Source organism: Bradyrhizobium sp. (assembly GCF_027451485.1).
GTDB lineage: Bacteria > Pseudomonadota > Alphaproteobacteria > Rhizobiales > Xanthobacteraceae > Bradyrhizobium.
In genome coordinates, this window is the sequence record NZ_DAIDJE010000049.1 from 1 (window position 1) to 18,535 (window position 18,535).

Genomic DNA, 18,535 nt, shown 5'->3' on the forward strand with positions numbered 1-18,535 from the left:
GCGCATGTCGTCCCGCTGAGCGATCAGGCGCTCGACATTCTGACGGTGTTCCGCACCATGTTCGGCGCCAGCCGATACCTGCACCCCGGCAGATACGACAGCGACACGCCGATTAGCAACGCCACGCTCAACCGCGTGATCGACACGGTGGTAGAGCGTATCCGGGAGAATGACCCCGACTTTCAGAGCTTCGGCGTTCACGACCTGCGCCGCACGTTTTCGACCGGCCTGAACCGCGCCAAGTTCGATGATCGTTGGATCGAGATGAGTTTGGCCCACGCACCCCGAAACCGGATCGCGGCCGTCTACAACGTGAACCGCTACCTCGCCGAGCGGAAGATCATGCTTCAGTGCTGGGCCGATATGCTCGACGCCTGGGTGAAGGGCGAATCCGCCAAGGAGTTGATCGCCGACGCGAAGCGACGTGCCGCCGAGGTTCACGACGACGAATTGGACGACGATCTCTGAGCTACGTGCGGCTCGCGTCCATTCTGTCAGTCGTCGTCATTGGTGGCCGCCAGCCGGCGGGATCGGCAATCCAGCGGTCGATGTCGGATTCCTTCCATCCTGCGCCGTTGATGCTGATCTTGATCCGAGGCGGGAACGTGCCCTCGGCGATCTTGCGGTAGATGGTGGACCGGGACAGCCCGGTGCGGGCGAGAACGGTTTTCATGCGGACGATACGGTCTGCTACGAGCATGGCTGCGCTGCCTCCTGCCGGGTGTTTCTGACGATTACAGAGACCAGACAGGGCGCTGATTTGTTGTTGTGCAATAGATATTTAACGGTCGTAGTAGTGTGGCGTAGAAGCGGCGGAAAATAGGATAGTTCTACAGTCCGATACCCAGCCCTCTGCCGAGGTCGATGCCGTGGCTGAAGGCGAGTTCCCGGCCAAGGCTGCGGCCCGAGTCGAATGAGATGCCGAGTTCCCGCTTGCGGTTGGCGAGCAGGGATTCCATCTGCGGATCGCGCTCCAGGCTTTTCGCCATGTCGCCCATCGCCGACCGTGTGGCCTTGTAACCGGACATATCGCCCGCCTGATACTGGCGCTCGCTGGCGCGGGTGAGCTTCCGCCAATCGTCCACGAAGCGGTCGGCACGCCGCGCCGGGTCGGTGCGGATTTCGGTTTCGAGTTGGAGGGCGCGAATAGCGCGGTTGACCCGGCCCGTTGCTGCCTCTTGGGCGAGTTCCGGGTTCTTCTTGTAAGCAGCTTCGGCATCGTGCGAGCCATGAGGCCGCACGTCCTCGAAGGCTGCGCGGGACTCCTGCAATTCCTTCACCTGCTCCGGGCTGGCCCTGCCGCCTTGCTCCTGCATCTCGAAGATCGCATCCACGGCGCGAGCATGACGCACGAGCGCCTTGGTGCGGGCCTTGCGCAGGGCTTCCTCCGGGTCTTCCTCCACCTTCCTTTCCGATCCTTGCTCGCCCTCGGTGGGCAGGCGCAGGCCGTCGAACCTGCCGCGCACCTTCTCGGGAACCTGCTTGACGATCTCGACAACCCGCTCCACCCGTTCGCGGAAGCTGATGCCGCGCCGCTCGGCGTATCGCTGTGCCGGCTCGTAGTCCGACGCCATATCCTTGGCTCGGTCGCGCGACAGGGTGCGGATGAGCCGGGCCTGGTCGGCGAAGTCATCGTGGCCGTAATGCAGGTCCATGCCGTCGCGATGGCGCGACAGGGCGACATAGCTGCCGTGGGCGTCCATGCCCGGCGTCGCCAGAACATGGGTGCGGTCCACCGTCATGCCCTGCGCCTTGTGGATGGTAGCGGCATAGCCATGGTCGATGCGGTCGTAATCCTTGAGGTCGAACGAGACGCTGCGCCCGTCGTCGGTGCGCACGGACATCGATCGTTCGCTGACCTGCTCGACGATCCCGAGCGTGCCGTTCTTCACGCCAAGGCCGCGCTCGTTTTGCAGGAACATGACGCGATCCCCGCTGGCGAAGCTGCGTTCACCGCGTTCGACCGTGATGCGCACGTCCTCGCCAAGATCGCCGGCTTCCCGCATCCGCCCATGCGCCGCCTCGTTGAGCACGCGCACCTCGTCGTTGGTGTGGGTGAGAATAATGCGGCTGCTGTCTGGTGCGGCCTGCCGGTCGCGGTCCCAGCGGTCGATCAAGTCGTCACGCGCCTGTTCCCGCGTCTGCGCGGCATGGACCATGCCGTGACTGTCATAGACATGGATCGCATCGCCGGTGCGGCCGGTCGCCAGGTCGCGGGTGGCGTCGCGCTGCCAGTCCTCGCGCTGGCGACGCACTTCGCCGATCTCCGCCCCGCTGTGGCGCTCGAAGATCGAGCGGAACGCCGCGCCAGCTTCTATAGACTGAAGTTGCTGCGGATCGCCGACCAGCACGACCTTGGCGCCGGCCTCGGCGGCATGGGACAGCACGCGCTCCAACTGGCGCGTGCCGACCATGCCCGCCTCGTCGATGACAAGCACGTCGCGGGAAGTGAGCACGTCGCGGCCCTGTCCCCAACCGTGTTCCATGCTGGCGATGGTGCGCGACGCGATGCCCGATCCGCTTTCCAGATTCTCGGCCGCGATGCCGGACAGCGCGACGCCCCGGACCTCATAGCCCGCCGCTTCCCAGGCTTCGCGCGCCACGCCCAGCATCGCGCTCTTTCCCGTCCCGGCATAACCGACCACGACGCCGAGATCGCGCCCGTCCGTGACATGCGTAAGCGCCTCGGCCTGCTCGCCGGACAGGACAAGGCCGCGCGCTTCCGCGCGCGCCAGCGCCGCTTCGCGATCCCTGGCACCGACCTCATGGCGTTCCGTCTCGGCCATGAGTTCGGCGGTGCGATGCAGGCGCTGTTCGGCCTCGATCATCTCGCGGGTGGTGAAGCGGTCCTCGCCGCGCCCGTCCGCGCCGAGTTCGACCAGCTCGGGCGCGTTCCGTATTGCGCCCATGACCTCGTTGAACTGCTCCAACCCATCGCTGTGCCGGTGCGCGAACATCGCCATCTCGCGCCGCGTGAAGGTGGATTGCTGATGCGTGATGGCGTCCAGCGCGATGGAAGGATCGGCGATGATCCGTGCGCCGTTGTTGCGCGCGATCTCGCGGTGCATTTCCGCGCGGTCGGCGACTTCGATCCCTTCGCCTTCAATCCGCTGCGCGGGTGCGCCGATCTGGCTTTGCGGTTCCAGCGCGATACCCTGCGCCTCCAGGCTGCGATGGTCGATGCGGGCGTCGATGTCGAGTTCGGCCAGGCGATCGTTGGCCAGTTCCGCCCAGCGTTCGCGCCAACGCTCGACCATCTGGGTAGCGTTCCAGTCCCGCACCTTTTGGCCGAACCCGTCCTCGTCCACGGATCGCATGGTGAGCATGACATGGGCGTGGGGCTTGGGCGTCCCGTCCTCGGCCAAGTCCCAGTGCACATTGAGGTCGGCGATCATGCCCTGATCGACAAACTCTGCCTGCACGAAGTCGCGGGCGAGTTCGATGCCCTGGGCTTGGGTCATCTCACGCGGCAGGGCGAACTCGACCTCGCGGGCGAGCTGGGCGTCTCTCCTGACCTCGAAGGCTTCAACATCGTTCCAGAGCCGTTCGCGGTCGCGCCATTGCTCGGGCGCATCCTCCGGCAGCATGACCTCCGAATGGACGACGCCGCGCTTGCCCGCGAAGTCATGGCTGCGCTCAAGCCGATCATCGCGCAGCCGCGAGGCCGAACGGTAGGCGGCGGACGCCACCGCGCTGGAGCCGGCCTTGCGGCCGATGACCTTGACGTGAAGATGATAGATCGCCATCGCGACCGGATCATCACCACAGCGAAGCGCACGTCGGAACGACGTATAAGCGCGCCCTCGAAACTAATTTCTCGGGACTGCTCGCGCCGTTTCAGCCCGTCCCGGCAACCTTACAGCATTGCGGCAGGCGCTCAACTATCATCGCTCCATCGACAGCTCATGGAGACGACAATGCGCAAGCCACGGGACTTCGATGCGGAACTGAAGTCGCTGGAAGACAAGGCGCGGGACTTGAAAGCCCGCAAGGTGCAGCAACTCGGCGAGTTGGTCATCTCGACCGGAGCCGACGCGCTGACCGCCGACGAACTGGCGGGCGCGCTGGTCGTGCTGGCCGAAACCAAGGACACCGGAAAGAGGGAGGCATGGGCGAAGCGCGGGGCCGCGTTCTTTCAGAGCCGGTCGCGGCGATCTGCATCAACGTCTGATCGCGACACTGGCGGCGATCAATCGCAACCGGGCGGCACGCAACTGGCATCAAGCGGCGCGGGCGCGACATGACATGCGCACCTGGCAGGTCGAGCGCCGCACGCGCACGCGGCATCTGATCGAACTCGGCGGCCTTGTCGTCAAGGCCGGGATCGTGGACCTGACCGGCGATGATCGCGCCATGATCTACGGCGCGCTGCTCTGGATGGCCGACAAGCTCCAAAGCGATGAGCGGGACAAGGCGTCGGCGCTGTGGGCGGCGAAGGGAAAGCAGGCGTTCGAGGATAACTGAGCATCAGCACCCCCAAAGGACACGCCCCTTCGATGGCGTTGCGGTCACTGAAAGAGAACGCGCTCCAACGCATCGACCAGTTCGCCCCGTCTTGCATCGGGCAGCTTGGCGAGGTTGCGCTGCTTCCACATGACGGCGGGCAAATGCTGCGCTTCCGGTATTCCGAGAAGTGCCCAATCCGGTTCGCTGCGTTTGAAGCCGGCAAGGAAGCGCCGGTGATCTTCCGGCATGTCGGCCACCATCGCGGCGATGATCGCCTCCCGCGCGGCCTCAAGGTCCGCGAGCGCGACAGGTTCCTGCGTCATGCCGGCGAAGCCCCGCGCGAACTCCTCGCTCAGCGGCTTGCGGGTCGGGGCGAGAACTTCGGCCATCGGCCGGTTGTGACTGATGACGTAGACCAGAAAGGCGCGGCGCAACTCATCGCCGACACCCTTGTTCGCCAGCAGGCCGCGCACGTCGAAGAGGTCGCGCGGGTGCTGGCGGTCGAAGGCTGCCACGATCTTGCCCGCGTAAAGGTCGGCGAATGACACGACCTGTATTTCGGCGAAGCCGAAGGCGTCTTCGACAACGGGAACCACGCTCATGACGACGGGATCATAGACCGCACCGCGGAGCACCGGCGTAACCTCGATCTTGATCTGCACGCCGCTCGCCCGAACGATCAGCTTGGTGACGATATTCTCGTCGGCGGAACGCGAAGCATTGACTCTCGCGGCGGGGATGCCCCGCTCGATCCGTTCCTTGATCCGCAGCATGGCGGTGTTGATTGCCGCGAGCGATGTGGCCCGATCTTCGACCGGCAGATAGGTCAGGTCGATGTCCACGGAGAGGCGCGGCATGTCGCGCACGAACAGGTTGATCGCGGTGCCGCCCTTGAGCGCGAAAACCCGCTCCTCGGCGACGAAAGGAAGGACGCGAATGAGCAGGGCGACCTGCTGCCGATATGTGTCCAGGAAGGCCATGAACTTCACGGACCTCCAAGATCGGACGGCACGGTGATGTTGTAGCGCGGATCGAGCTTGCCGCCTTTGACGAGGACGCGCTTGCCCGATCCCAGATCGACTCGGGATACATCGAGCCGGGATCGCCACGCATGGCGGTGGCGGTCGGCGAAGTAGAGAAAAAGCCGCTTCACCTTCACGCTGGCGCAAGCCTCCAGCAGGGTTTGCAGGCGGCGCGGGCTTAAATCGCTCATTCCTTCCATCAAGGCATCGGCCTGATGGAAGCTCTCATGCTCGGGCAGCTCGTCGAGCAATTCGAGAACGGCGCGCTCCTTGCTGGAATAGCGGAGTGGCAAGGTCAGGCCGCCGGCGCTGACCATGACGGGGCTTGGCTCTGGCGTCGCGTCGGCATCGCCGGGAAACAGCCGCAGGCTGTTGTGCCAATGAAAGGTCACATCGAGCGACAGGCTCGCCAGCCAGGTCGGCGGACGCTTTGGCCCGTAAAGATGAACCTCGCGCATGGCCGTCGAAAGGTAATGGGCGTAACCTTGCTGTTCGAGCGCGGTGCGCCCGCCGACGGTCAGCGGAAGGCCCAGCACCGTCTGGAGAGAAACGGCCACCTGCTGCCAGGTGAGCGGCGTGCGCGAGCGGCGATAGACGCGCCGGGCCGGACTATCGAGCCAGCCCGCGCGAACATACTGGCTACGCAGCGCCGACGAGTAGCCGTGGGCCTCCATCCAAGCGGCATCGGCCAGGAGTCCCTCGGGGAGTTCCTGCTGGAGTCGGTTTAGCTTGCCGCCAGAACGCATATCCATGCTTAGCAGTTTGGCACATTTTCAAACCGATGGCGAGTTCATATTTTTCGACATTCGCTAAGTCATGCTTAGCGTTTCGCGCAATCTACAAACTATCTCTCAAGATCAATGAGGGGACCGCCTACATCGGATCATCCTTAAAACTCCCCTTTCAAAGCGGAATTTTCAATATGATGCTGCAGCAGCCCCCGGTCCAACCACCGCTGCTCGCCCGGGATGGGGAGCTACCGCTATCTTCCCTAATTTTCTCCGATCTTCTATACACTTCTCCAATCACGAGTCACGGCGGGCGTATGACCGACGAAATCCTGACGATCCGGGAGGTGGCGGAACTTCTCAAGATCAATGAGAAGACCGCCTACAAGCTCGCCTCGGCAGGCAAGATTCCTGGCTTCAAGGTCGGCGGATCGTGGCGATTCCAGCGGCAGGAAATCGCAAGCTGGATAAAGCGTAAGGTTGAGGAACAGCAGGGGAGCAACGGGGAGTGATGCTTCAATACTATGCCAAATCACTCGCCTACGAATCAGGCGGAGGGCTCCCGACCCCCATCCCCGCCGATGCGAAGATGGGGCAGTGACACGCATGAAGCTTGAAGAGCTTGTGCCGGGGCAAAGCCTCTCTGGCATCGAACCAACAGAGATCGTTTCGGCGGTAGCCATCGTGCCTCTGGCTGAAGGATCGGTCCAGCTTATCTACCGCACGCCCGACGGTGTCATGAAAGAACGCCTGCTTGGACGGGCAGACGAGGCGACGATTGCCACTGCCAGCGTCGAGCGCCCATTCTCTTTCGATGGTGACGGAGCAGCATTTCAGCTTTCTTGCGAGGCCAAGCGGATCGACCTGGCCTTCCTTTTCGATCCGATGATGGCCGTCCACAGTTCGAATGTGGAGCCACTGCCGCACCAAATCACCGCCGTCTATGAATCGCTCTTGCCCCGCCAGCCGCTCCGGTTCGTCCTTGCCGACGATCCCGGCGCGGGCAAGACCATCATGGCGGGCCTCTATATCCGCGAACTTATCATGCGCGCGGACTCACACCGGATTCTTATCGTCGCGCCCGGCAGCCTTGTCGAACAGTGGCGCGACGAGCTTTTCGAGAAGTTCGGGCTGGAATTTCACATCTATTCGAGCCTTCTGGAACAGGCCTCCCCGAGCGGCAATCCGTTCGACGACTATGCGCGCCTGATTGTTCGCCTCGACCAGCTTTCCCGGAACGAGGAGCTACAGGACAAGCTTTGCGCGCCCGGCTGGGACTTGGCCGTCTTCGACGAAGCGCACAAACTGTCGGCGCACTATTTCGGCTCCAAGCTCGAAAAGACCGGCCGCTTTCGCTTCGCCGAGAAACTTGGGGTGCATGTTCGGCACCTGTTGTTGATGACGGCGACGCCGCACAACGGCAAGGAAGAGGACTTTCAACTCTTCCTGTCGCTCCTTGATTCTGACCGCTTCTACGGAAAGTTTCGCGACGGCGTGCATAAGGTCGATCCATCCGACCTCATGCGCCGCATGGTGAAAGAGGAACTGGTCAAGTTCGACGGCACGCCGCTCTTCCCGGAGCGCCGGGCATACACCGTCAACTATGAACTCTCGCAGATCGAGGCTGCGCTTTACGAGGCCGTCACCAACTACGTGCAGACAGAGATGGGGAAAGCCGATCAGCTTGAGGGCGCGCGCAAGGGTTCGGTCGGTTTCGCACTGACCGCCTTGCAGCGGCGGCTTGCTTCAAGCCCCGAAGCGATCTTCCAGTCTCTCAAGCGCCGCCGCGAGCGGCTGGAAAACCGGCTGCGCGATGAAAAGCTCGGCATCCGGGGGCGTCAATCGCTCGCCGAAACCTATCCCGGTGTCCCGGAAGACGACGACGACCTGAGCGCCGAGGAGCAGGAGAATCTTGAAGAGGGCCTGATCGACGACGCGACGGCCGCCAAGACCGTCGCCGAGCTTGAGGCCGAGATCGTCATTCTCAAAGGACTGGAAGCGCAGGCGAAAGCCGTCGTCGCATCGGGGCAGGATCGCAAGTGGGATGAACTGTCGAAAATCCTACAGAACAATCCCGAAATGCACGATGTCGCCGGGCGACAACGCAAGATCATCATCTTTTCCGAACACCGCGATACCCTGAATTACCTTCATGCCAAGATCACCGGTGTGCTCGGCAATCCCGATGCCATCGTGACCATTCACGGTGGCACACACCGCGACGAGCGCCGCCGCCTACAGGCGCTCTTCCGTTCCGATCCTGACGTGCGGGTGCTAGTTGCGACCGACGCCGCTGGCGAAGGTGTGAACCTTCAGAACGCCAATCTCATGGTCAACTATGACCTGCCTTGGAACCCGAACCGGCTGGAACAGCGCTTCGGGCGGATTCACCGCATCGGGCAAACCGAGGTTTGCCATCTGTGGAATCTCGTCGCCAAGGAAACGCGCGAAGGCGACGTTTATCACCGTTTGCTTGAGAAGCTGAGAACGGAAAGCGAAGCCCTGAAAGGCCGCGTGTTCGACGTTCTCGGCGAACTCTTCGAGGAAACCAGTCTCAAGGACCTTTTGATTCAGGCCATCCGCTACGGCGACCGCGCCGACGTGCGCGCGCGCCTGACGCAGAAGATCGACCAAGCCCTCGACCGCGAGCACCTGAAATCCCTTCTCAACCGCAATGCGCTTGCTCAGGAAACCATGACCCCGGAACGGCTGTTCGCCGTGAAGGAAGAAATGGAGAAGGCCGAAGCCCGTCGCCTTCAGCCGTTCTTCGTCCGGGCGTTTTTCACCAAGGCGCTCGACGCCCTTGGCGGCACCGCGCATCCACGCGAAGCGGGCCGGTATGAAATCAGCCACGTCCCGGCGGCGATCCGCGAGCGCGACCGCCGCCTCACGGGCCGAAACCGCCGGGAGCATGAACCCGTCTTGCGGCGCTATAGCCGCATCTGTTTCGAGCGCGAGGCGATCCAGCCGCTCGACAAGCCGGGCTTGGAACGGGCGGTGCTGATGCACCCCGGCCACCCGCTCATGCTCGCCATGTCGGACATGATCTTGGAGCAGCACGCCAACCTGCTGCGCCAAGGCGCTGTTCTCATCGACCCGGCCGATGAAGGACTCGACCCCGCGCTGCTTTTCCTGCTGACGCATGAGATCAAATCCGGCGACGGCACGGTTCTGTCCAAACGCCTGCAATTCGTGCGCGTCGGGCCGGACGGTACGGCTGGGTTTGCCGGATGGGCGCCGCATCTTGACTTGGAGCCGCTGCCCGAGGGCGAACGGGCTTTGCTCAACGACACCCTCAGAGCGCCGTGGCTGGCGTCAGGCCAAGAGGCGCGCGCTTTGGCGCTCGCCGCGACGACGCTTGTGCCGGAGCATTATGGCGAGGTCGCCGAGCGACGCATCACCCACGTCGAAAAGACGATCAATGCCGTGCATGAACGCCTGAGCAAGGAAATCGCTTTCTGGCAGGATCGTTGGCTCAAGCTCAAGGACGACGCCGAGACTGGCAAGGATGTCCGCCTTAATCTCCAAAACGTCGAACGCACGCTTGCCGACCTTCAAAGCCGTTTGGAGAACCGCAAGAAAGAGCTGCAAGCCATGCGCCACGTCGTCAACGGCACGCCTGTCGTGCTGGGCGCGGCGCTGATCGTTCCCGCTGGGCTCATGAACAAACTGCGCGGCGACGAGCCGGTCGATCCGGCTGCGGCGGCCTTCGCTGCCGACGCGGCGGCGCGTTCCCGCATCGAACGGCTTGCCATGCGGGCCGTTCAGAATGCCGAGGAAGCGCGCGGTTGCCGCGTTGTCGATGTTTCCGCCGACAAATGCGGGTGGGATTTGAGTTCATACCCTCCTGCCATCAACGGCAAGCAGCCCGATCCGCGCCATATCGAGGTGAAGGGCCGGGTGCAGGGTGCCAGCACCGTCACCATTACCCGCAACGAAATGCTCTACGCCTTCAATCAGGGCGACAAGTTCGTGCTCGCCATCGCGCTTGTCGGCGAGGGCGACGTGATCGACGGCCCGCACTACATCCGCAACCCGTTCGACCGCGAACCCGGTTGGGGCGTCGCGTCCATCAACTTCAATCTCGGCGACCTGCTCGCCAAGGCAGAAGGCTTATGACGACGCTTCGCCTCGATCATTTGTCACTGACCAACTATCGCTGTTTTGCGCAGTGCGAGGTCGATTTTCACCCCGCGCTGACGGTGCTGGTCGCGGAGAACGGCAGCGGCAAGACCGCCGTTCTTGATGCCGCCGCCGCCGCGCTTTCGGTTTTCGTCCATGCGCTCTATCCGGCGGAGCCGATCCGCAGGCTGCACCGAAGCGACGTTCGCCTGGTGCCGGGCCAGCAGCGCCAGATGACGCCCAGCCTGCCGACGACGTATCTAGCGCAAGGCATTGTTCTCGACGCCCCGATCACTTGGCAAAGCGCGGTCAGAACCTACGGCGACAAGGTGCGGCCGAGCACGCGCGACCTTGCGAGGGCGCAAGAAGCCGTGTCGGGATTCCGCGCCGATACCGCCATTTTGCCGATGATCGCCTATTACGGGACGGGACGCCTTTGGGGCGAGCATCGCCTGACCGAAGGCAGGCGTTCGTCCGTGACCAACGTCAGCGAACGCATCGCCGGTTACGCGGGCTGCCTCACGTCGTCGTCGTCGTTCAAGGGTATCTCCGCTTGGCACGAGGACCGTTTCAGCCAGACGGCATCGCCCGCCTACAAGGAAAGCCTGTCCGCCAACCTCGCCATGACCGAGGGCGTGAAGAAGGCGGCCGATACCGTGCTCAAGCCGACCGGCTGGTCGAACCTGCAATGGGACGGCGACCTTCGCGCCTTGACAGCCGAGCATGGGAAGCAGGGCCGCCTACCGCTCTTCATGCTTAGCGATGGCGTTCGCACCATGCTGGCGCTTGTCGCCGATGTGGCGCGCCGCTGCGCCAGCCTCAACCCGCATCTGCGCGAGCAGGCGTCGGTCGAGACGCCCGGCGTCCTGATCGTCGATGAAGTGGACATGCACCTGCATCCCCGCTGGCAGCAGCAGGTGCTTGGCTTGCTGCGGGAAGCGTTCCCCGCGCTTCAGATCATCGTCAGCACGCACAGCCCGCACGTCCTGTCTACAGTCGAGAAATCCTCCATCCGCGTCCTTCACATCGAAGACGGTGATGCACAGGTGGAGACGCCGCTGATCCAGACGCGCGGCGTCGAAAGCGCGGATGTTTTGGCGTCGGTGATGGACGTTGATCCTGTGCCGAACCTCGCAGAGTCCAGCGACCTCAGCGCCTACCGCGCCCTGATCGAGGACGGCAAGACCGACACGCCGGAAGCGTCCGCGCTGCGGGAACGCTTGCTGGCGCATTTCGGCGCAAGTCATCCGGTCATGGTGGAGAGCGACCGCCTGATCCGCTTCCAGAAATTCCGGCTGAGCAAATCCTCGCCGGAGGGAGCGTGACAATGCGGAAGCTGGACCGCGCCAACTGCCCTGTGCCGCCGTGCCTTGCCCGTTATCAATATGGCGTCCACACATGGGATGATGTTTCCTCTGCGCACAAAGCGGAAATCCGGGCGCATCTTGAGATGATGCAGGGGAAGCGTTGCGCTTACTGCGAAGGCGACATCGTGGTGCTCGATCAGCACATCGAGCATTTCCGGCGAAAAGGCGATCCGGCCTATCGTCATCTCACCTTCGATTGGAACAATCTCTTCTGGTCCTGCAACCAGACGGATTCGTGTGGTCACTTCAAGGATCGTGGGGCTGTTCCCTACAATGTGGCGGAGCTCATCAACCCCTGTGTGGACGACCCAGACCACTTCTTCGTATTTCGGTCTGACGGGACAATCAGCGTGCGAAGAGACCTGTCCGCGCAGGAGGAACATCGCGCCAAGGAGACGTTGCGGGTCTTTTCGCTGGATGCCGATTGGGGGCGGCTCCGCGCCATGCGCAAGGCCGCTGTTTCAGGATACCTAATCGCCGCCGACGAGGCGGCCGGCGCGGGATTTTCATCTGAAGATGTTCGCGCCTATTTTGCTGCCGAACTCGAATACGCGAAAGACCTGCCATTTTACACGGCCATTCGCCATGTGTTGACAGAAAGACAATAAGAATGACGGTTGCCGTAAAAATACCGAAGAAGTTGATTGAAGTCGCGCTGCCGCTGGACGCGATCAACGAGGCCGCCGCGCGGGAGAAGTCGATCCGGCAGGGGCATCCAGGTTCGCTACACCTGTGGTGGGCGCGCCGGCCGCTGGCGGCGGCGCGCGCTGTGATTTTCGCACAGATGGTCAACGACCCGTCGTGGAAATGGGAACTTGATCACCTCGGTGAGATACCGCCGAATAATATCAAGGCTAGTTGGGCCGCGAGCCGCAAAAGAATCTTTGCCATCATCACGGACTTAGTGACGTGGGAGAATACGACCAACGAGGCCGTGCTCGAAAAGGCTCGCGCGGAAATTCGCAAGTCTTGGCGCGAAACATGTGAACTGAACAAGGATCATCCGCAGGCGGCGGAACTGTTCGATCCCGAAAATCTTCCCGCGTTCCATGATCCCTTTGCCGGCGGTGGTGCCCTTCCACTGGAGGCGCAGCGCCTTGGGCTCGTGGCCTATGCGTCCGACCTCAACCCCGTCGCCGTGCTCATCAACAAGGCGATGATTGAGATTCCGCCCAAGTTCGCCGGAAACCCACCCGTGAATCCAGAAGCGCGTGGCAGCCGCGATCTTGTCGGACGACAGTGGAAAGGCGCGCAGGGCTTGGCCGAGGACTTACGCTACTACGGCCAGTGGATGCACGATCAGGCACAGAAGCGCGTCGGCCGCCTCTACCCGCCGATTGAGATCACGGCAGAAATGGCAAAGGAGCGCTCCGACCTCAAGCCGCTTATCGGCGAGAAGCTCACTGTCCTTGCGTGGATTTGGGCGCGGACGGTGAAGAGCCCCAATCCGGCCTTTCGTCATGTGGACGTTCCGCTCGCGTCGAGCTTCATGCTTGCGGCCAAGACCGGGGCGCAGGCTTACATTGAGCCGGTCACCAATGGGCACGCCTACAAGTTCCGTGTGCGTCTCGGGTCTCCGCCCGACATAGCTAAGACGAAACTTGGAACAAGAATCGGTAGTGGCAGCGGGTTTAGGTGCCTGCTTTCCGGCTCCCCCATCTCATTCGACTACGTTCGCTCAGAAGCACTAAATGGTCGCATGGGGCAGGCGCTCTTGGCCATTGTGGCCGAACACAGAGGAAAGAAGGTCTACCTTTCCCCTAACGAAGCACACACTGACGCATTCGATTCGATTCCGGATGCTCCGGGTCCCAATGGCACAATCCCGGATCAGGCGCTCGGCATCCGAGTACAGCTCTATGGAATCCAGGAGTATGCCGACCTCTTCAACAGACGACAAAGGGCAATATTGTCCTGTCTGACAGAACTCGTGGGGGAAGCAGGAAAGAAAGTTCTTGCGAGCGCTCAGACCGGAGATGCGTATCGTCAGGCCGTTGAGACTTATCTCGCCCTTTGTATCGGACGATATGCGGATTACGGGTCGAGCATGACATTTTGGGATGATCGCGGCCCGTCAATTCAGAAGACCTTTGGTCTGCCAACACTCCAAATGCGGTGGAGCTACCCGGAAACGAACCCATTCGGCTCATTCTCGGGAAATCTCCAAGGATTTGTTGACGGAGCTGTCAAGGCGCTCGAGCTTCTTCCCGCCAAGCTGCCGGGAAAAGCCAATCAGGAAGACGCGACGGCTCCGAAGACGTTGCAAAACGCTTTGGTATCAACGGACCCCCCGTACTACGACAACATCGGCTACGCGGCCCTGTCCGACTACTTCTATGTGTGGCTGCGTTTGGCGCTGCGTTCGACCTATCCGGACCTATTCGCGACAATAGTTACACCGAAGGACGCCGAATTGATTGCGGAGCCTGGTCGGCACGGGAGCAAAGCTGCCGCGGCGAAATTCTTTGAAGTGAGATTCGGCACGTTCGCGTCTCAGCTGCGAGGCTACGCGCATCCTGCATTTCCCGTAACGATCTACTATGCGTTCAAGCAGGCAGAGTTGGAGGACCAAGCGGGGGACGTAGCATCGACTGGCTGGGAGCTTTTTCTTTCCGGCCTAGTCCAGAAGGGTTGGGCAATATACGGCACTTGGCCGATGAGAACCGAACAGGCGGGAGGCCTCCGCCTCGCCGGGCGAAACTCATTGGCATCGAGCATCGTCCTTGTTTGCCACCAGCGTCCGGCGACCGCGGAAACAATCTCTCGACGCGCGTTCCTGCGCGAGCTGAACCAAGTTCTACCGGAGGCCCTAGACGAGATGACGCGTGGTTCGGGCGATGTTCGCTCGCCAGTCGCGCCGGTTGATTTGTCGCAGGCCATAATCGGCCCCGGCATGGCGGTGTTCTCCAAATATGCCGCAGTTCTTGAAGCCGATGGTACGCCAATGACAGTGCGGACAGCATTGCAACTTATCAACCGCTTCCTCGCCGAAGACGATTTCGACCACGACACGCAATTCTGCCTGCATTGGTTCGAGCAATACGGATGGAAGGAAGGCCGATTCGGTGAGGCCGATACGCTCGCGCGAGCGAAGGGTACGAGCGTTGAGGGCGTGCGGCAGTCGGGCGTCCTCTTTGCCACTGGTGGCATTGTTCGGCTGCTGAAATGGGCTGAATACCCGTCCGACTGGAATCCAGCCGGCGATGATCGCCTGCCGGTATGGGAGGCCCTGCATCACCTGATCCGCATCTTCAAAGCCCAGGGCGAGAGTGGCGCAGGTAAGGTTCTTGCGTCCGTCGCCAGCAAGGCTGAGTCGACACGTCAGCTCGCCTATCGCCTTTACACGCTTTGTGAACGGGCAGGTTGGGCCGAGGACGCCCGTGCCTATAACGAGATCGTAACAAGCTGGAGCGCCATCGAGTCTGCCGCCGCAGCGGACCCGAGACTTCAGCAAGCCGACCTGTTCCGGTGAGGGGGAAACGATGAAGCCTTGGAGAGAAGTCGCCGTTCCCCATCAGGACGTGCTGGAAGGCACCTTCCAGCAATCGGAGTTCGCGGCCGACATCACCGCCGTCAGTACCGGCAAGGCCAGCCGTGAATATCAGGATGCCGTCGCGTTCTTCGACCGCACCTTCATCACCGAGGGGATGGCCCTTCTTCTGACGCAGGTGGCGCAGCGTCTCGCTGGTCGTGGCGGCGAACCCGTGGTGCAGCTTCAGACGGCATTCGGCGGCGGCAAGACCCACACCATGCTGGCCGTCTACCATCTCGCTACGCGCAAATGCGCCCTGTCCGAGCTTGCCGGTATCCCGGCGCTTGTCGATAAGGCCGGATTGATGGATGTGCCGCAGGCGCGCGTTGCCGTGCTCGACGGCACCGCACACTCGCCGGGCCAGCCGTGGAAGCGCGGCGGTCAAGCCATCAAGACGCTTTGGGGCGAGTTGGCTTGGCAGATCGGCGGCGCGGAAGCCTTCGCGCTTGTCGCCGCGTCGGACGCCACCGGCACGTCGCCGGGCAAGGACATGCTCCGCACGCTCTTAGAGCAGTATTCGCCATGCGTCGTGCTGATCGACGAGCTGGTCGCCTATGTCCGGCAGTTCCCGGAATCGCAGGCGATCAGCGGTGGCAGCTACGACAGCAATCTCTCTTTCGTGCAGGCCCTCACCGAAGCAGTGAAGCTTGTGCCGCGCGCGATGGTGTTGGCGTCGCTGCCCGAATCTGACCTTGAAGCTGGCAGCCACCGCGGCGTCACCGCACTGCGCGCCCTCGAAAAGACCTTCGGACGCGTGCAAGCGCTTTGGAAGCCGGTCGCGACCGAGGAGGCCTTCGAGATCGTGCGCCGTCGCCTGTTCGAGCCGGTGCGCGACGAGAAGACTCGCGAAGCCGTGTGCCGGGCTTTCGCCGATGCCTACATCGCCGAAGGCGTCAAGCTCCCCGCCGACACCCAAGAACGGCGCTACCACGACCGGCTCTTGCACGCCTATCCGATCCATCCGGAAGTGTTCGACCGGCTCTATGAGGACTGGACGACCATCGACGGGTTTCAGCGCACACGCGGCGTCCTCAAACTCATGGCGAAGGTGATCTATCGTCTTTGGAAGGACGATAACAAAGACCTTCTGATTATGCCCGGTAGCCTGCCGCTGCACGACAGCAGCAGCCGCAACGAGCTTACCTACTACTTGCCCGCCGGTTGGGATGCTGTGATCGAGCGCGACATCGACGGCGAGCGCGCCGAAACCACGGCGCTTGAAAGCCGCGAGTCGCGCTTCGGCCAGGTAGGTGCGGCGCGGCGTATCGCGCGCACGATCTTCCTCGGCAGTGCGCCGTCGTCCGTCGTGTCCAAAGCCGCCGCACGCGGCCTCGACCGCGCGCACATCATCCTTGGCTGCTTGCAGCCGGGACAGACTTCATCGGTCTATGCCGACGCGCTCAGCCGCCTCGCCGACCGGCTACATTACCTCAATGCCTCCGGCGACAAAACTCAGGACGCCACGCGCTTCTGGTTCGACACCCGCGCCAATCTGCGCCGCGAGATGGAGGACCGGAAACGCCGCTTCGACGAAAAGACGGAGGTGCGCGGCAAGATTGCCGAGGGCGTGAAGAAGGCCGTCGGCGGCGTATCGTTCTTCGACGGCGTGCATATTTTCACGCCCCATGCCGACGTCCCAGACGACACTGGTCTGCGGCTTGTCGTGTTGCCACCGGAGGCTTGGTATACGAAGGACGAGACGCGGCCCGCGTTCGACGCCGTGATCGACACCATCGCCAAGAATGGCGCGAAACCGCGCTATCGCAGCAATCGCCTGATCTTTCTTGCTGCCGATCACGGCGCTCTGTCCCGTCTGGCGGATGCCGCCCGCACCGTGCTCGCCTGGGGTTCAATCGTCGATGACGTGAAAGAGGGGCGCCTCAATATCGACCTCTTGCAGAAGAATCAGGCCGAGAAGGAACTCAAGAGCGCCGAGGATGTGCTGCCCCGCGCCGTCCGCGAATGTTATAGGTGGCTTCTTTGCCCGATGCAGGACGCGCCCACCGATCCAAAGCCGGGAGTCGAGGCGTTTGGCCTGAACACGACCGGCAGCACCGTCGGAGCCGAGATCGAGCGCGTGTGTTCCGACAACGAATTGGTGATCTCCACCTGGTCGCCGATCCATCTGCGTACCAAGCTCAAGGAGCTTTATTGGAAGGGCGGGCAGAGCGTCGCCAGCGCATCGGCGTTCTTTGAGGACACGCTCCGCTATCTCTATTTGCCCCGCCTGAAATCCCGTGAGGTTCTGGCACAGGCGATCCGCGCCGGTGTCGCCAGCAAGGACTTTTTCGGCACGGCCTACGGTCAGGCCGATGGCAAGTTCGAGGGCTTCGCTTTTGGCGGCGGCAGCGTCGTCTTTGACGACACCTTGCTTCTGATCGAGCCGGATACCGCGCGCGCCTACGAGGAAGCGAACCGTCCGAACCCACAGCCCGCCGACACGGGTTCCGGTCAGCCAGCGATGACGGGAACGGGTGCCAATATCGACTATCCCGTCGCCGGTAATGGGCACGCGGGCAGCCTCCAAGAAGCGGCTGCGAAGCCGCTTGTCCCGACATCCGCCAAAGCCAAATCCTTCTTCGGGGCAGCCGACATTCCGCCAGCGACGGCGAAGATGCGATTGGTGCAGTTTGCCGACGAGATCGTCTCCGTGCTCGCGTCCGATCCTAACGCGAACATTCGCCTTACCATCGAGATCGCAGCGGAGTTTCCAGAGGGCGCGAGCGATACCGTAAAGCGCGCTGTGTCGGAAAATGCGCGCAGCCTCGGGCTAAAGACGGCGGATTGGGAATGAGTGACGCGCACCCGAACCTGGACAGAGGGGGCCAGGCTACAACGTCATCACCGCCGAATACGCGCGGCAAGCCCAGACTGTTTTGGTCTGCATTCTCGCGACGCTCGTTTATGATGCACGCGCGTTTATGACGGGAAAGATCACCATATAGAATCCGCGAATCCAGCGCCCACATCTTGGTGGTATCGCAGTTGGTATGGGCTTGGGGCGTGAGCGGAAAGTCCAACAACTACAATGCGAACCCAAACCCATTGACGATCGAGTGGGAGTAATTTGATGTTCCGCGTCGGCTGGTCTCAACTGGCAAGCGATTGATAAAAAGCCCCTGAAAATGGGGCTTTTTTCGTTTCGAGACCTGGTATTGTCTCGCGGCTTCTCGCATCATCAAGCAATACCTCCTTGGGTATAACCTGTGGCATCAATGAACTCTGATGCCATGAAGCGACCCCGATACCATGGAGCCCAAAATGGCTGCTCATGGTATCTTTCTTGTATATGATCATGATTTTGTTGAGTTTTATCGG

At 62.2% G+C, this 18,535-nt stretch carries 14 protein-coding genes; 9 read left to right on the top strand and 5 right to left on the bottom strand.

Features of this window, described 5'->3' with window-relative positions:
- The coding region (locus tag NEZ08_RS07595) for a tyrosine-type recombinase/integrase (RefSeq protein WP_298105916.1) at positions 1–468 on the top strand (468 nt) is incomplete at its 5' end.
- Position 469: 1 nt separating this feature from the next.
- Here NEZ08_RS07595 and NEZ08_RS07600 read toward each other — a convergent pair.
- Together NEZ08_RS07600 and traA are read right to left on the bottom strand one after the other, a co-directional pair.
- Positions 470–700, bottom strand: a complete 231-nt coding sequence (locus NEZ08_RS07600; RefSeq protein ID WP_298105917.1) for an AlpA family transcriptional regulator — start codon at positions 698–700, stop codon at positions 470–472.
- Between the two features lie 130 nt (positions 701–830).
- Positions 831–3,746 carry a Ti-type conjugative transfer relaxase TraA gene (gene traA, locus NEZ08_RS07605; RefSeq protein ID WP_298105918.1) on the bottom strand — a complete coding sequence of 972 codons (2,916 nt, stop codon included), beginning with the start codon at positions 3,744–3,746 and terminating at the stop codon, positions 831–833.
- Positions 3,747–3,917: 171 nt separating this feature from the next.
- Here traA and NEZ08_RS07610 point away from each other — a divergent pair, with 171 nt between their 5' ends.
- Both NEZ08_RS07610 and NEZ08_RS07615 read left to right on the top strand, forming a co-directional pair.
- Complete coding sequence (locus tag NEZ08_RS07610; RefSeq protein ID WP_298105921.1) at positions 3,918–4,244, top strand: conjugal transfer protein TraD; 327 nt, start codon at positions 3,918–3,920, stop codon at positions 4,242–4,244.
- Between the two features lies 1 nt (position 4,245).
- Positions 4,246–4,464: a conjugal transfer protein TraD gene (locus NEZ08_RS07615; RefSeq protein ID WP_298105923.1), complete on the top strand. Its 219-nt coding sequence runs from the start codon at positions 4,246–4,248 to the stop codon at positions 4,462–4,464.
- A gap of 44 nt (positions 4,465–4,508) precedes the next feature.
- Here NEZ08_RS07615 and NEZ08_RS07620 read toward each other — a convergent pair whose 3' ends face one another.
- Together NEZ08_RS07620 and NEZ08_RS07625 are read right to left on the bottom strand one after the other, a co-directional pair.
- Positions 4,509–5,426 (bottom strand): nucleotidyl transferase AbiEii/AbiGii toxin family protein, encoded by a 918-nt coding sequence (locus NEZ08_RS07620; protein ID WP_298105934.1) that lies wholly within the window; start codon positions 5,424–5,426, stop codon positions 4,509–4,511.
- A 5-nt stretch (positions 5,427–5,431) separates the two neighbouring features.
- Entirely contained in the window at positions 5,432–6,220 is a 789-nt protein-coding gene (locus tag NEZ08_RS07625; protein ID WP_298105925.1) for a type IV toxin-antitoxin system AbiEi family antitoxin, read from the bottom strand.
- A gap of 293 nt (positions 6,221–6,513) precedes the next feature.
- Here NEZ08_RS07625 and NEZ08_RS07630 point away from each other — a divergent pair, with 293 nt between their 5' ends.
- The 6 genes from NEZ08_RS07630 to NEZ08_RS07655 all read left to right on the top strand — a co-directional run bounded on the left by NEZ08_RS07630 (position 6,514) and on the right by NEZ08_RS07655 (position 18,011).
- The gene (locus NEZ08_RS07630) at positions 6,514–6,708 is read left to right on the top strand and encodes a helix-turn-helix domain-containing protein (RefSeq protein ID WP_298105927.1); all 195 of its coding nucleotides are present in this window, start codon (positions 6,514–6,516) and stop codon (positions 6,706–6,708) included.
- Between the two features lie 94 nt (positions 6,709–6,802).
- Positions 6,803–10,315: a helicase-related protein gene (locus NEZ08_RS07635; RefSeq protein ID WP_298105937.1), complete on the top strand. Its 3,513-nt coding sequence runs from the start codon at positions 6,803–6,805 to the stop codon at positions 10,313–10,315.
- Positions 10,312–11,643: an AAA family ATPase gene (locus NEZ08_RS07640; protein WP_298105928.1), complete on the top strand. Its 1,332-nt coding sequence runs from the start codon at positions 10,312–10,314 to the stop codon at positions 11,641–11,643. Before NEZ08_RS07635 ends, NEZ08_RS07640 begins: the two co-directional genes overlap by 4 nt.
- Positions 11,644–11,645: 2 nt before the next feature.
- Positions 11,646–12,293, top strand: a complete 648-nt coding sequence (locus tag NEZ08_RS07645; protein WP_298105929.1) for a retron system putative HNH endonuclease — start codon at positions 11,646–11,648, stop codon at positions 12,291–12,293.
- Between the two features lie 2 nt (positions 12,294–12,295).
- On the top strand, positions 12,296–15,157 hold the full coding sequence (locus NEZ08_RS07650) for a DUF1156 domain-containing protein (RefSeq protein WP_298105930.1): 2,862 nt from the start codon (positions 12,296–12,298) through the stop codon (positions 15,155–15,157).
- 49 nt (positions 15,158–15,206) lie between these two features.
- The gene (locus tag NEZ08_RS07655) at positions 15,207–18,011 is read left to right on the top strand and encodes an ATP-binding protein (RefSeq protein WP_298105931.1); all 2,805 of its coding nucleotides are present in this window, start codon (positions 15,207–15,209) and stop codon (positions 18,009–18,011) included.
- 296 nt (positions 18,012–18,307) lie between these two features.
- Here NEZ08_RS07655 and NEZ08_RS07660 read toward each other — a convergent pair.
- A partial coding sequence (locus NEZ08_RS07660; protein ID WP_298105933.1) for a hypothetical protein occupies positions 18,308–18,535 on the bottom strand: 228 nt, incomplete at its 5' end.

Excerpts from the sequence above, each read along its gene's own strand:
- NEZ08_RS07600 (WP_298105917.1), bottom strand. The coding sequence starts at position 700 with ATGCTCGTAGCAGACCGTATCGTCCGCATGAAAACCGTTCTCGCCCGC.
- traA (WP_298105918.1), bottom strand. The coding sequence starts at position 3,746 with ATGGCGATCTATCATCTTCACGTCAAGGTCATCGGCCGCAAGGCCGGC.
- NEZ08_RS07610 (WP_298105921.1), top strand. The coding sequence starts at position 3,918 with ATGCGCAAGCCACGGGACTTCGATGCGGAACTGAAGTCGCTGGAAGAC.
- NEZ08_RS07615 (WP_298105923.1), top strand. The coding sequence starts at position 4,246 with ATGCGCACCTGGCAGGTCGAGCGCCGCACGCGCACGCGGCATCTGATC.
- NEZ08_RS07620 (WP_298105934.1), bottom strand. The coding sequence starts at position 5,426 with ATGGCCTTCCTGGACACATATCGGCAGCAGGTCGCCCTGCTCATTCGC.
- NEZ08_RS07625 (WP_298105925.1), bottom strand. The coding sequence starts at position 6,220 with ATGGATATGCGTTCTGGCGGCAAGCTAAACCGACTCCAGCAGGAACTC.
- NEZ08_RS07630 (WP_298105927.1), top strand. The coding sequence starts at position 6,514 with ATGACCGACGAAATCCTGACGATCCGGGAGGTGGCGGAACTTCTCAAG.
- NEZ08_RS07635 (WP_298105937.1), top strand. The coding sequence starts at position 6,803 with ATGAAGCTTGAAGAGCTTGTGCCGGGGCAAAGCCTCTCTGGCATCGAA.
- NEZ08_RS07640 (WP_298105928.1), top strand. The coding sequence starts at position 10,312 with ATGACGACGCTTCGCCTCGATCATTTGTCACTGACCAACTATCGCTGT.
- NEZ08_RS07645 (WP_298105929.1), top strand. The coding sequence starts at position 11,646 with ATGCGGAAGCTGGACCGCGCCAACTGCCCTGTGCCGCCGTGCCTTGCC.
- NEZ08_RS07650 (WP_298105930.1), top strand. The coding sequence starts at position 12,296 with ATGACGGTTGCCGTAAAAATACCGAAGAAGTTGATTGAAGTCGCGCTG.